We start from the raw sequence: 12,079 nt of genomic DNA, 5'->3' as shown, positions 1-12,079 counted from the left end.
ACCAGTGAAAAACGCGTTTTATGAAAAGAATTTCAATCCGGGGCAGCCATGCGCGATCCATTCCAGAATCCTTTCCCATCCGATAGCGCCCGCCACGCGATCTGGGAGATGCTCGTTCCCCGCGATATCGATGCCTTTCTGGCCGCTGATTGGTCGATGGTGGAGCATGACTTCGTGGAAGATGGCTTCATCGGCATCGATGGCCGCAAGGAGACAAACCCCGACAAATGGCGGCTCGCTTTCCCGACGCTCAAAGCCTATCGCGACGAGTGGCTGAGGCAGGCGGAGGATTTCGCCAAACAGAGCTTCGCTGAAGATGCGCGCACAGCGATCTTCACCACGACGACGCTCGAAGATATCGAGATCGAAGGCGACACGGCGCTGGTTCGCAAGAAATTCGACGGCGGCATTACCAAGGCGGACGGCACCCGCGATGTCCTGCAATGGCAGACACTCTATTATTGCAGGCTGCACGAGGGACGCTGGAAGATCTCAGGTTTCACCGGCTACCTGCCGAACCCGATGGGTTGAAGCGGAGCCGATAAGAAGAAGGCCACTTTCTTGCGCATTTTCACGGCAGCACTGGCGACCGAGACCAACACCTTCTCCCCGATCTGCGTGGATCGCCGCGCCTTCGAAGCCTCACTCTATGCCCCGCCCGGCCAGCATCCCGAAACGCCGACGCTCTGCACCGCGCCGATCACCGTCGGCAGGCGCGTCGCCAAAGAGAAGGGATGGGAGCTGATCGAGGGAACCGCCACCTGGGCCGACCCCGCCGGCCTCGTCAACCGGGCCACCTATGAGGAACTGCGCGACGAAATCCTTGGCCAACTCCGGGCGGCAATGCCTGTCGATGCCGTCGTCATGGGCCTGCATGGCGCCATGGTGGCGGCGGGATATGAGGATTCCGAAGGCGATCTTCTCCAGCGCATGCGCGAGATCGTCGGACCTGACGTGCTCATCTCAGCCGAACTCGACCCACACAGCCATCTCACGGCAAAACGCGTCGCCGCACTTAATTTCGCCGTCTATTTCAAGGAATTTCCGCATACCGACTTCGTCGACCGCGCCGAGGACCTCTGGCGCATCACCGTCGACACATTGGAAGGCCGGGTGAAGCCGGTCATGTCGGTGTTCGACTGCCGGATGATCGATGTCTTCCCGACCTCGCGCGAACCCATGCGCTCCTTCGTCGACAAGATCATGCAGATCGAAAAGGACGACCCCGAGATCCTGTCGATTTCGGTGGTCCACGGCTTCATGGTCGGCGACGTTCCCGAAATGGGAACGAAGCTGCTTGTCGTGACCGACAACAGACCGGAAAAGGGCGCGGCGCTGGCGCGCGAACTCGGCCTCGAACTGTTTTCCAAGCGCGGCACCTTCATGGTGCCGCAAATCGACGAGAGGCAAGCCGTCGCGCGCGCAATCGCCGCAACCGCATGGCCCGTCGTCATCGCCGATGTCTGGGACAATCCGGGTGGCGGCACGGCAGGGGATGCGACTGTTATTCTCGCAGAACTGATGGCCCGCGGCGTCACGAGTGCGGCGGTCGGCACCATCTGGGATCCGATGGCCGTCCAGATTTGCTTTGCGGCAGGCGAGGGCGCGGAAATTCCGCTGCGCTTCGGCGCCAAGTCGGCGCCCGGCACCGGCAACCCGATCGACGGCACCGTCAAGATCGTCAAGCTGGTCAGGAATGCCGAGATGCGGTTCGGCGAGAGCCTGGTGCCCTTCGGCGATGCCGCCCATATCGTGCTTAACGGCATCGACATCATCCTGAATTCGACGCGCGCCCAGAGCTTCGATCCGAGCCTGTTTTCGGTGATGGGCATCGATCCGACGAAGCAGAAGATCCTGGTGATCAAATCCACCAACCACTTCTTCGCGTCCTTCTCGAGGATCGCCGCGGAAATCCTTTACTGCTCCGCCGGAACGCCTTATCCCAATAATCCTGCGACGACGCCGTACCGGCGAGCGCCGAAGACCATCTGGCCGATCGTGGCCGATCCACACGGGCTACAACGCGGAGCCGCCTAGATGCATGACAACAGCTTCGCCGTCGTCGCCAAGGCAGGGGAGAGGATCGCCGATCTCTCGACGCCGCGCCCTATTATCGACGAAGACCGGCTGGCTGCAAACATCGCCCGCGTTCAATCCTATATGGACGAGCACGGCCTGAACTTCCGCCCGCATATCAAGACGCACAAGATTCCGGCGCTCGCCGTCGCGCAGGTTGCCGCCGGCGCCAAGGGCATCAATTGCCAGAAGGTGACGGAAGCCGAGGTCTTTGCCGAAGCCGGCTTCGGCGACATCCTCATCACCTTCAACATCCTCGGCCAGCAGAAGCTCGAGCGCCTGGCCAGGCTGAACGAGCGCATTCCAGCCCTGAAAGTCGTCGCCGACAGCGAAGTGACGGTCGACGGGCTCGCCGCACATTTTTCCGGACATAAGCCGCTGACGGTGCTTGTAGAGTGCGACACCGGCGCCGGCCGCTGCGGCGTGCAGACGCCGGAGGAAGCAGCCTCGCTCGCCAAGCGCATAGCCGCAGCCGACGGCCTCACCTTCGGCGGCATCGTCACCTACCCGAAGCCGCAATCGGCCGCCGCCGTGGAAGCCTTCATCGCCGAAACAGTGAGCCGCCTGCAATCCGAAGGCATAACCTGCCCGATCGTCAGCAATGGCGGAACGCCAAGCCTGTTCGAGGCGCATCTCGTCGCATCGGCCACCGAACACCGCGCCGGCACCTATATCTACAACGACCGCCAGATGGTGCGCATGGGCCATTGCACCGAGGACGATTGCGCCATGCATGTGCTGGCAACGGTCGTGTCACGCCCGAACGCCGACCGCGCCGTCATCGATGCCGGCTCAAAGGCGCTGACATCGGATCTTCAGGGCTTCAGCGATTACGGCCTGATCGTCGGTTATCCCCAGGCACGCATCACCAGCCTCTCGGAAGAACACGGCGTGATCGATCTGTCGAACTGCACCGGCCCCCGGCCGCAGATCGGCGAAAAGCTCTTCATCATCCCGAACCACACCTGCGTGGTGTCCAACCTGTTCGATACGATGGTGTTTCATCGGGCTGGCGTGGTGACCCGCGTCGAAGAGGTCGCGGCTCGCGGTCTTGTCTGGTAGGGGCGTTTCCGGTTGAGGGCGAATTGAGGAAGGCCATGACGAAAAATTCCTGCGGTTACACGCCGCTCGAAGGCGATGCCGGCCTCGTCGAAAGATGGCAATCAGCGGCATTGATGCCGGTCGAAAGAGGTGCGTCGGGGCGGATGCCGACGCTGCCAGGCAGCATGGCGCAGATATTCTCTCCCTCGCCATTGAGCGAGGCGTAAGCGACCCTATTGGCGCCAAGGCGCTCGATGACCCTCGGGGTCACGGTGAACACGATATCGCCGCCGTTGAGCTGGATATGCTCCGGGCGGATGCCGAGCGTCAGGGTCTTGCCGGCCATGCCGTCGCGCAGCGTCACCGGCAGAACGGCCGTCTGCCCCTTGTAATCCACTTCGACGCCGGCGGCGCTGACGCCATGCAGGTCGCGGGGAGGAAATTCATCTTCGGGTTGCCGATGAAGCCGGCGAGGAACTGGTTCGCCGGCTTGTGATAGAGCTCGAGCGGCGCGCCGGTCTGCGAGATATTGCCGGCGTCGAGCACGACGATGCGGTCAGCCATTGTCATGGCTTCGACCTGGTCGTGCGTCAGGTAGATCATCATCACCTTCAAAGCCCTGTGCAGCTTGGCAAGCTCGATGCGCACATCGGCGCAGCAGCGGCCGTTAGATCGAGCGGCTGTCATATGCCCAATGCAGCAGAGCCTGGCGCTGGCGCGGCCGGCACCAACAATCTCCAGGCTCGCAGGCTCGGCGAAGCTGAGCGACATGGCGGCGAATGGCTTTCCAGCGGGCGATCTGTCGCTCGTCCTCGCCGGGCATGCGGCGACCTTGATAATAGCGGCAGTACCACTGGAACCAGCCACGCGGATCGTCGGGATATATCCATCCCTTGGCTCGCCAGACGCTAAGGGGTTGGCTGGCGTCGACACCGAAGCAATTCAGTGACGGATCCTTTCGCAGCGGCGATAGACGGGCCTCTGCAAACCAGCTTGCCGGGAATTCGTTACGACAATCGGTCATGTATTTGCCGCCGAACACGCCGAGCGCAAGCATCTCGGCGGGGGTCAGCTCTGGCCGGAAGTCGGGATGAAAGTTGCGGCCACTTGGTGCAGCGAGAGCGTATCGGTAGCCTTGCTGCATCCCATCATTCACGACGATCCACTGGGGTTTCATCGGGCGCCCTCCGACAGCGGTTTCGGGCGGTTACGCCGCCAGATGGACACGTTGAGTGCCGCCGCGAAACTCACCCACGTGAGGTAAGGAACAAGGAGCAGGGCAGCAGCCGAATTCGCGGGATAGAACAGGATGATCGTCGCCAGGATCGCATTCCAAAGGAGCATGATCTCCACCGCGGCCAGCCCGGGTCGGTGAAGGGCAAAAAAGATCGGCGACCACGCAGCATTGAGCAGAAGCTGGACTGCATAGACACTGAGCGGGAATGCTGCACCGGCAATGCCTGCCTCCAGCCACAGGAGCCAGCCCGACAGTCCGATCGAGGCATAGAGTACCGTCCAGACCGGGGCGAACAGCCAATCGGGCGGGCGCCATCCTGGCTTGTCGAGCTGCTTGTACCAGTCGCCTGGCCGAAAAATCACGCCGGTGGCCGCCGCAGCAAAGCTCACGGCCTGAAAGGCGACCATCACAAGAAGGGAATGCATGTCCATCCGACAAAAGGTGGAGGGAGCCGCCGACGCGGCAAGCGGGTCCCTCCAAAGGCCCTATTGGTTTTGGCGAGCAGCGAACTCGCCGGAACCCATTGCAGAAAACAGCGGGATGACCTGCCAGGCGGCTGACAGCCCCACCAGGACGTAAACGATCCGGGCGATAACCGAGCCGGCCCCGAAAATGGCGGCCACGAGGTCAGAGCCGAATAGCCCGACCAGCCCCCAGTTCAGGCCGCCTACGATGACGAGGATGAGCGTTAGTATGTTGATGAACTTCATGGTTCTTCTCCAGTTGAGGGGACGAGGGTCAGCCTTCCGGCGGCACGATCACCTTGTCGATGACATGGATGACACCATTGGAGGCAGCAATGTCGGCGGCGGTGACGGCGGCGTCGTTGACCTTGACGGTGGAGCCCTCGACGTTGACGTCGATCATTTTGCCATTGACCGACTTCGCCTCATCGATACCCGCCACGTCCTTAGCCATCATCTTGCCCGCGACCACATGGTAGGTGAGGATCGCGGTGAGCTTTTGCTTGTTTTCTGGCTTCAGAAGGTTTTCGACGGTACCGGCCGGCAACTTGGCGAAGGCTTCATCGGTCGGAGCAAAGACCGTGAACGGACCCGTTCCCTTGAGAGTGGCGACCAGGCCTGCCGCTTCGAGCGCGGTCGCCAGCGTCTTGAATTTACCCGCCTCCGCGGCAGTTTCGACGACATCCTTCTCCGCGGCGACCCCGCTGAAACTGCTGCCGAGCGTGATTGCTGCAGCGACTAAAAGGCTTCTCAACTTCATGTCATTCTCCTCTCGATGACAGGTGCGCGTTGCACCTCGCATCTTTCATTTGGAGAACACAGATTTTATTGCCACTCAAATTTTCGTGAGCGGAAACAGAATTATATTGTAATGAAAATTATCGTTATGATAGTTTCCCGTAACGAAAAGGAGTTTACGAGTGCTCTCCGACACGCTGTCCAATGAGCTTCAGCGCTACGCGATCGGCCCGCGTATCAAGACTCTGCGACTGAGAAAGAAGCTGGGGCTGGTGCAGCTGGCGGGGCATACAGGGCTCTCGCCTGCGATGCTTTCGAAGATCGAGCGCGGGCAGATGTTTCCGACGCTGCCCACGCTGCTTCGGATCGCGATGGTTTTCGGGGTCGGCCTCGATCACTTTTTCAAATCCGACAAGGAGGAGCCGCTCATCGCGGTCGTCCGAAAGCACGAGCGTCTCAAACTTCCAAGCCCGCCGGGCGAAAAGAACCCAGCCTTCCTCTTCGAAAGCCTCGATTATCCCGCTTCCGACCGCCGTATGGAGGCGTATTACGCCGAGTTCCCGCTCGATTCGCCGCCCTCGGAGCCGCATCAACATGGCAGCGCCGAGTTCATTTACGTGCTCAGCGGTCGGCTTTTCGTCATTGTGGACGGCAAGGAGACAGCGCTGGATGCGGGCGACGCTATGTATTTTGACTCAAGCGTTCCGCACAGTTACCGCCGGGAAGGCGAGGCAATCTCGACGGCTCTTGTTGTGATTTCTCCCTAGGCGGCCGCTGCCCTGTGTCAACCGATGCAGCTCGCGGAGCGTGTAGGCCATGCGACGCCAGTCGGACCCTGTCTCGGGCGGTCCGCCCTCCATGTATTTCATCACCCCAGACCGCTCGCGAACAGCTGGCCGTCGGTCGTCGGGATTGGCGCTGGAACGTGCATGCTTCACTGTCGAGGTATTGGATCAGCTCAAGCCGCCGTCGGATTAATCACGTTCATATCGATTTCCGTCAATTCCACCCGCCGCTCAAACGCAATCCCCGCCTCGTCGAAGAGATGGCAATCGGCGGCGTTGATGCCGGTCGAAACAGGTGCGTCGGGACGAATGCCGACGCTGCCGGGCAGCATGGCGCAGAAATTTTCCGCCTCGCCGTTGAGCGAGGCGTAAGCGACAGTATTGGCGCCGAGGCGTTCGATGACCGTCGGCGTCACGGTAAAGACGATGTCACCGCCGTTGAGCTGGATGTGCTCCGGCCGGATCCCGAGCGTCAGGGTCTTGCCGACCATGCCGTCGCGCGGCGTCACCGGCAGAACGGCCGTCTGCCCCTTGTAATCCACTTCGACGCCGTTGGCGCTGACACCCTTGCAGGACACCGGCAGGAAATTCATCTTCGGATTGCCGATGAAGCCGGCGACGAACTGGTTGGCGGGCTTGTGATAGAGCTCCAGCGGCGCGCCGGTCTGGGAGATGTTGCCGGCGTCGAGCACGACGATGCGGTCGGCCATGGTCATGGCCTCGACCTGGTCGTGCGTCACATAGATCATCGTCGCCTTCAACGCCCGGTGCAGCTTGGCAAGTTCGATGCGCATGTCGGCGCGCAGCGCCGCGTCGAGGTTGGACAGCGGCTCGTCGAACAGGAAGATCTTCGGTTCGCGCACGATGGCGCGGCCGATCGCCACGCGCTGGCGCTGGCCGCCGGACAGCATGCCGGGCTTTTGCTGCAGCCGCTGGTCGAGGTGCAGGATGCGGGCGGCGTTTTCGACCTTGGCCTTGAGTTTTGCCTCATCCATCTTCTCGACGCGCAGCGGGAAGGCGATGTTCTCGAAGACAGTCATATGCGGATAGAGCGCGTAGGACTGGAAGACCATGGCGATGCCGCGCTTGACCGGCGGCAGGTCGTTGACCCTGACGCCGTTGATGATGATGTCGCCTGCCGTCGTCGCGTCGAGACCGGCGATCATCCGCAGCAGCGTGGACTTGCCGCAGCCGGAGGGGCCGACGAAGACGACGAACTCGCCATTCCTCACCTCGAGCTGCACGCCCTTCAGCACTTCATAATCGCCGTAGAACTTCTGAACTTTGTTGAGAAGAAGCTGTCCCAAAAATCTGTCTCCGCCGGCTGCCTTTGTCGCACGTTCGATCATCATTACTGCACAGGCAAGGTGCTGCAGCGTTACGCATCCGACAAGACGCGTGACGCTGCAGGGAAGGGATCGCGGATTGTTGCCTCCACGATCCCAAGGCGCGAAGCAAGCTTACTTGAAGGCTTCGATTTCGCCAGCCGCCTTCTTCAGCGCGGCCTCCGGTTCGGCCTTGCCTGTGACGACCGACTGGATCATCTCGATCATCGAGTTCTGGAAGCCCTTGTAGTCGGTGAAGAGCGGTTCCGGACCACCATAGTCGATGCCTTCGATCAAGGGCTTCCAATAGGGATCCTTGGCGACGAACTCGTCAACCTTCTTCGAGGGCCGCAGCGGGGTGAGGCCGGCGCCGCCCTGCAGCTCGTACTCCGATTGCACATCCGGCGAGGTGATGAACTTGGCGAATTCCGTCGCCTTGTCTTCGACGCCGGAGCCCTTGAAGATCGCCAGGCTGTCGGTGATCAGCAGCGTGCCGGGGCCCTTGGCGTCGGGACCGAGCGGCAGCGTCGTGATGCCCCAGTTGATCTTGGTTTCCTTCAGGCGGGAGGCAGCGCCGGATCCTGCCTGGATCATCGCAACCTTGCCGTCGAGGAAGATGGCGCGGACTTCGTTCTGCTCATAGGCCGTCGGGCCTTCCTCGGAGTAGGGGACGATATCCTTGTAGGCCTTCAGCGCGGCGAGAATCTGCGGGCTGTCGAGCGTGATCTTGCCTTCAGCATCCGTCACCGTGCCGTTGTTGGTGTAAACCCAATGCATGAACTGGTGCATGGTGTTGTCGAAGGTCTTGGCGGAGAGACCGAAGCCCGGAATGCCGGTCTTTTCCTTGATGGTCTTGGCCATCTCGATTTCTTCGGCCCAAGTCTTCGGCGGCTTCTCGGGATCGAGGCCGGCCTGCTTGAAGAGATCCTTGTTCCAGTAGAGCGCCTTGGTGGAGAAGGCGATCGGAACGCCCCACTGGTTGCCTTCGAAGGTCACCGTGTCGACGATGTGCGGATAATAAGCCTTCTTTTCGTCGTCGGTCATCGGCACCGGAACGATGAGGTCGTTCTGGGCGAATTCCTTCAGCGTACGCGAGCCGACATAGGCCATGGCAACAGGCGTGCCGGCGGCGGCGAGCGTCGTTGCCTTGTCCTGGCACTGCGCCCAGCCGACGACTTCAGGCGTGACCTTCCAGCCCGCGTTCTTTTCTTCCCACTGCTTGATGTATTTGGTGTGGACCGGATCGATCGTGTCGCCGCAATAGATCCAGCTGATTTCCTTGTCGGCCGCATGGGCAGTGACCGCGGTCAATGCCGTCGAACCGAGCAGGGCGAGCGCCATAAGGCCTGTCTTGATTGCTATGCTCACGTTGTGACTCCCAATGTGGTTGTTAGCTGTTCACTGATTATTGCTCTTATTGTTTCACCGCACCGGCGGTCAGACCGCCGACGAGGTAACGCTGAAGGAAGAAGATGACGACCATCGCCGGCGCGATGCCGACGAAGGAAGCCGCCATCAGTTCGTTCCAGATGACCTCCTGCTTGCCGAAGTAAGCAAAGAGCCCCACCGGCAAGGGCATGTATTCGCTCTTCGAGTTGAACGTCAGCGCGAAGATGAATTGCTGGGCGTAGGCGCCGATGAAGGTGGTGATGGCGACGACGATGATCCCCGGCATCGCGATGGGCAGGATGACGCGGCGCAGCGTGTAGAAGTGGCTGGCGCCATCCATGAAGGCAGCTTCGTTGAGCTCCTGGGGAATGCGGATCATATAGGTGCGTAGCAGCCAGATCGCCGAGGGGATCAGGAAGGCGACGCCAGGCACGATCATGGCGAGATAGGTGTTGAGCACGCCCATGCTGCGCATCAGCCGGAAGAGTGGGATGAGCAGCACGGCGCCGGAGAACATGTTCACCGTCAGGAAGGCGCCGAGCAGGATGCCCATGCCCTTGAATTCGAACTTGGCGAAGGCATAGGCCGCCGGAATGACGAGGCAGAGCACGATCAGCGTGACGATGATCGAAATGAAGAAGGAGTTGAAGATATAGCGCCCGAAACCCGGCACGCTGATCCACATCGTCCGGTAGGCTTCGAACGAGCCGTTCTCCGGCCAGAAGCGATAGGGCGAAGAGAAAAGCTGGGCAAGCGGCTTCAGCGATACGAGAAAGCCCTCGACGAAGGGCGCCAGCACGAAGAACAGGAACACCGCGATGCCGCAATAGATCAGGATGATTTCCCACCAGCGGTAACGGTCGATCATGGCGGCACTGCTCATGCGCGCTTCTCCGGGTTGAGGCGGCGGGTGACACGGAAATAGGCAAAGCAGAAGAGCGACAGGAAGATGCAGATCAGGACGGCGCGCGCCGCCCCTTCGCCGTATTTCTTCGAGCCGATCGCGGTCTGATAGGTGTCGATGATCATCGTCGTCGTCTCGCCGCTCGGACCGCCCTGCGTCAGGATCCAGATGATGTCGAACGAGTTGAAGGTGGCGATCAGCGACAGCATCGACATGGTGATGATGGCAGGCACCATCAGCGGCAGGGTAATGCGGCGAAAGCGGTACCAGCGGCCGGCGCCATCGGTCCAGGCGGCTTCATAGAGATCCTTCGGAATGGACTGGATCGCCGCCAGGAAATAGATCGTCACCAGCGGCACGCCGATCCACACGTCGGTAACGATCGTCGCCCAGAAGGCGGTGCTGCCATAGGCGAGGAAGGCGACCGGGCCGTCGACGAGGCCGAAGCGCTGCAACAGGCCCGAGATCATCCCGAACTGGCCATTATACATCCAGCCCCACATGAAGATGCCGATCGCCATCGGCACGATCCATGGCGGCATGGTCAAAAGCCGGAACAGCGAGCGGCCCGGCACGGCGGCATTCAGCATGCAGGCGCCGAATGTGCCAATCACCATTTTCAGCGCGACGGAGAAGAAGGTCCAGACGAAGGTTCGGAGAATGACCTCCGCAAATGTGGCGTTGAAGATCTTCTCATAGTTGACCCAGCCGACCCAATTGGTGGTCTTCTTCAGCGACGCATCGGTGAAGGAGAGAATGAAGGTATCGACGAGGGGATAGGCGACGATGGCGAGGACATAAAGAACGGCCGGAAGAAGAAGGATCCAGGCGAAGATGAAGGCGCTTCTTTGAACACTCATCTTGCCGCCTTCCTCAAGCCGCTCTGGCGTGAAGGGCCTCGTCGAAGCGGTCCCACACGGGACGCAGGTCGACGACCGATTTCTTCATCCTCGCTTCGTCCATGGCAAGGGCCAGGATGCCGGCCTCGAGCGCATTCAGCGTCGAAACCGGAAGCTCGAGGCCGGTGCGCACGCTTTCCAGGAGGTCGCTCGCCATCTGTTCGTCGGCGCCGTAATGCTGGGACAGTTCGGTTGCAGCATAAGTGTTTGCGACCACCTTGTTGCCGGTCAGCTGTTCGTGCACGTTGAGATAGCCGCGAACGAAATCGCCTTCGGCCATGCCGCGCGAGCCCATGATGGCGAAGCGGCGGAACTGGTCGGGTACGTTCAGATTGGTATGGAAGTTCATGCCGACGCCATTGGCATATTCGACGATCGCCACCTGATAGTCGATGATATCGGCATCGCTGTCGAACACCTTGTCCGACCCCATCCAGCCACTCGGCTTGCGATGGAAAAGCTCGAGGTCGTTGATGCCCTCGCGCGTCGGATCGTTGGCCGGAATGAAGCTCTTGCGGCCGCCGAAACTGGCGACGCGCTCCGGCCGCGCACCGACGACACCATTGTAAAGGTCGAGGTCGTGGCAGCATTTCTCCAGCATGAAGCTGCCGGAATAGCGCTCATAGCGGCGCCAGTCGCGCATGAAGAAGGCGCCGTGATAGGGCTCGATATGTTCGGAAGCCTCGATCGACACGATCTGGCCGAGCTTGCCCTCGGCCTGGATGGCGCGCAGATCCTTATAAAGAGGCGAATAACGCAGCACGAGACCGACCATCAGCCGCTCGTGGCCGAACTTCGCCAGGAGATGGGCAAGCTCGATGCTCTCGGCGATGGTCGTGACGATCGGCTTTTCGCAGAACACCTTGAGGCCGGACTGGAGCCCGAGCCGGATGTGGTCGAGATGCAGGTGATTGGGGGAACCGATCATCAGCAGATCGAGCTTTTCCGAGGCGAGCAGCTCTTCCGGCGTACCATAGGCCTTGCCGGCGGAAATACCCTTTTCCGTCAAGCCGGGAAGGCCGGCGGGATCCGGATCCACGTAGCCGACGATGTCGAAGCTGCTATCGATCGCCTTGAAGACGTAGCCGAGGTAGCCGAGCCGGAATCCGAGCCCGATGATGCCCACTTTCATGCCGATCAAGTTCCCAACTAAGTAATTTATTTTCTTTAAGTTGAGACAAAAATTGGAGGGCGTCAATAGAAAACGGGCCTCACGCCACG

At 60.8% G+C, this 12,079-nt stretch carries 13 protein-coding genes and 2 pseudogenes; 4 read left to right on the top strand and 11 right to left on the bottom strand.

What is annotated here, in order from left to right; all coding sequences use genetic code 11:
• Positions 1 to 48: 48 nt before the first annotated feature.
• From HJC00_RS05965 to HJC00_RS05955, 3 genes are read left to right on the top strand one after another with little or no spacing between them, the layout of a single operon-like run.
• Positions 49 to 531, top strand: coding sequence for a hypothetical protein (locus tag HJC00_RS05965; RefSeq protein WP_210632399.1), 483 nt, complete (start codon positions 49 to 51; stop codon positions 529 to 531).
• Positions 532 to 561: 30 nt separating this feature from the next.
• Positions 562 to 2,037, top strand: coding sequence for a M81 family metallopeptidase (locus tag HJC00_RS05960; protein ID WP_221163751.1), 1,476 nt, complete (start codon positions 562 to 564; stop codon positions 2,035 to 2,037).
• Entirely contained in the window at positions 2,038 to 3,138 is a 1,101-nt protein-coding gene (locus HJC00_RS05955; RefSeq protein WP_210632397.1) for a D-TA family PLP-dependent enzyme, read from the top strand. It abuts the gene before it with no gap.
• Between the two features lie 56 nt (positions 3,139 to 3,194).
• Here HJC00_RS05955 and HJC00_RS05950 read toward each other — a convergent pair.
• The 5 genes and pseudogenes from HJC00_RS05950 to HJC00_RS05930 form a co-directional block, all read right to left on the bottom strand.
• Positions 3,195 to 3,771: pseudogene (locus HJC00_RS05950) on the bottom strand (TOBE domain-containing protein); the annotation flags it as partial.
• Between the two features lie 13 nt (positions 3,772 to 3,784).
• Positions 3,785 to 4,294, bottom strand: a complete 510-nt coding sequence (locus HJC00_RS05945; RefSeq protein ID WP_210632396.1) for a hypothetical protein — start codon at positions 4,292 to 4,294, stop codon at positions 3,785 to 3,787.
• Positions 4,291 to 4,779: a TspO/MBR family protein gene (locus HJC00_RS05940; protein WP_210632395.1), complete on the bottom strand. Its 489-nt coding sequence runs from the start codon at positions 4,777 to 4,779 to the stop codon at positions 4,291 to 4,293. Before HJC00_RS05940 ends, HJC00_RS05945 begins: the two co-directional genes overlap by 4 nt.
• 60 nt (positions 4,780 to 4,839) lie before the next feature.
• Positions 4,840 to 5,064 (bottom strand): DUF378 domain-containing protein, encoded by a 225-nt coding sequence (locus HJC00_RS05935; protein WP_221145157.1) that lies wholly within the window; start codon positions 5,062 to 5,064, stop codon positions 4,840 to 4,842.
• Positions 5,065 to 5,092: 28 nt separating this feature from the next.
• Positions 5,093 to 5,578, bottom strand: a complete 486-nt coding sequence (locus HJC00_RS05930; RefSeq protein ID WP_210632393.1) for a fasciclin domain-containing protein — start codon at positions 5,576 to 5,578, stop codon at positions 5,093 to 5,095.
• 160 nt (positions 5,579 to 5,738) lie between these two features.
• Between HJC00_RS05930 and HJC00_RS05925 the strand changes: the two genes are divergently transcribed.
• Positions 5,739 to 6,323: a helix-turn-helix domain-containing protein gene (locus HJC00_RS05925; protein WP_221153387.1), complete on the top strand. Its 585-nt coding sequence runs from the start codon at positions 5,739 to 5,741 to the stop codon at positions 6,321 to 6,323.
• Positions 6,324 to 6,332: 9 nt separating this feature from the next.
• Here the strand turns inward: HJC00_RS05925 and HJC00_RS05920 are convergent.
• The 6 genes and pseudogenes from HJC00_RS05920 to HJC00_RS05895 all read right to left on the bottom strand — a co-directional run.
• Positions 6,333 to 6,516: pseudogene (locus HJC00_RS05920) on the bottom strand (aminoglycoside phosphotransferase); the annotation flags it as partial.
• The gene (locus HJC00_RS05915; protein ID WP_221163750.1) at positions 6,515 to 7,648 is read right to left on the bottom strand and encodes an ABC transporter ATP-binding protein; all 1,134 of its coding nucleotides are present in this window, start codon (positions 7,646 to 7,648) and stop codon (positions 6,515 to 6,517) included. The pseudogene HJC00_RS05920 and the gene HJC00_RS05915, both read right to left, overlap by 2 nt.
• 153 nt (positions 7,649 to 7,801) lie before the next feature.
• Positions 7,802 to 9,007 (bottom strand): ABC transporter substrate-binding protein, encoded by a 1,206-nt coding sequence (locus HJC00_RS05910; protein ID WP_210632663.1) that lies wholly within the window; start codon positions 9,005 to 9,007, stop codon positions 7,802 to 7,804.
• 73 nt (positions 9,008 to 9,080) lie between these two features.
• The gene (locus HJC00_RS05905) at positions 9,081 to 9,938 is read right to left on the bottom strand and encodes a carbohydrate ABC transporter permease (protein WP_004672438.1); all 858 of its coding nucleotides are present in this window, start codon (positions 9,936 to 9,938) and stop codon (positions 9,081 to 9,083) included.
• Entirely contained in the window at positions 9,935 to 10,819 is an 885-nt protein-coding gene (locus HJC00_RS05900) for a carbohydrate ABC transporter permease (protein WP_097601388.1), read from the bottom strand. The genes HJC00_RS05905 and HJC00_RS05900 overlap by 4 nt, the downstream gene beginning before the upstream one ends.
• Positions 10,820 to 10,832: 13 nt before the next feature.
• Positions 10,833 to 11,990 (bottom strand): Gfo/Idh/MocA family protein, encoded by a 1,158-nt coding sequence (locus tag HJC00_RS05895; protein ID WP_210632390.1) that lies wholly within the window; start codon positions 11,988 to 11,990, stop codon positions 10,833 to 10,835.
• Positions 11,991 to 12,079 lie beyond the last annotated feature (89 nt).

It is taken from the genome of Rhizobium sp. NLR22b (assembly GCF_019685295.1).
Taxonomy (GTDB): Bacteria; Pseudomonadota; Alphaproteobacteria; order Rhizobiales; family Rhizobiaceae; genus Rhizobium.
This window is presented reverse-complemented; position numbering and strand designations above follow the sequence as displayed.

What these genes read in the sequence shown, in the direction of transcription:
- HJC00_RS05965 (WP_210632399.1), top strand. Translation starts at nt 49, where the DNA reads ATGCGCGATCCATTCCAGAATCCTTTCCCATCCGATAGCGCCCGCCAC.
- HJC00_RS05955 (WP_210632397.1), top strand. Translation starts at nt 2,038, where the DNA reads ATGCATGACAACAGCTTCGCCGTCGTCGCCAAGGCAGGGGAGAGGATC.
- HJC00_RS05945 (WP_210632396.1), bottom strand. Translation starts at nt 4,294, where the DNA reads ATGAAACCCCAGTGGATCGTCGTGAATGATGGGATGCAGCAAGGCTAC.
- HJC00_RS05940 (WP_210632395.1), bottom strand. Translation starts at nt 4,779, where the DNA reads ATGCATTCCCTTCTTGTGATGGTCGCCTTTCAGGCCGTGAGCTTTGCT.
- HJC00_RS05935 (WP_221145157.1), bottom strand. Translation starts at nt 5,064, where the DNA reads ATGAAGTTCATCAACATACTAACGCTCATCCTCGTCATCGTAGGCGGC.
- HJC00_RS05930 (WP_210632393.1), bottom strand. Translation starts at nt 5,578, where the DNA reads ATGAAGTTGAGAAGCCTTTTAGTCGCTGCAGCAATCACGCTCGGCAGC.
- HJC00_RS05910 (WP_210632663.1), bottom strand. Translation starts at nt 9,007, where the DNA reads ATGGCGCTCGCCCTGCTCGGTTCGACGGCATTGACCGCGGTCACTGCC.
- HJC00_RS05905 (WP_004672438.1), bottom strand. Translation starts at nt 9,938, where the DNA reads ATGAGCAGTGCCGCCATGATCGACCGTTACCGCTGGTGGGAAATCATC.
- HJC00_RS05900 (WP_097601388.1), bottom strand. Translation starts at nt 10,819, where the DNA reads ATGAGTGTTCAAAGAAGCGCCTTCATCTTCGCCTGGATCCTTCTTCTT.
- HJC00_RS05895 (WP_210632390.1), bottom strand. Translation starts at nt 11,990, where the DNA reads ATGAAAGTGGGCATCATCGGGCTCGGATTCCGGCTCGGCTACCTCGGC.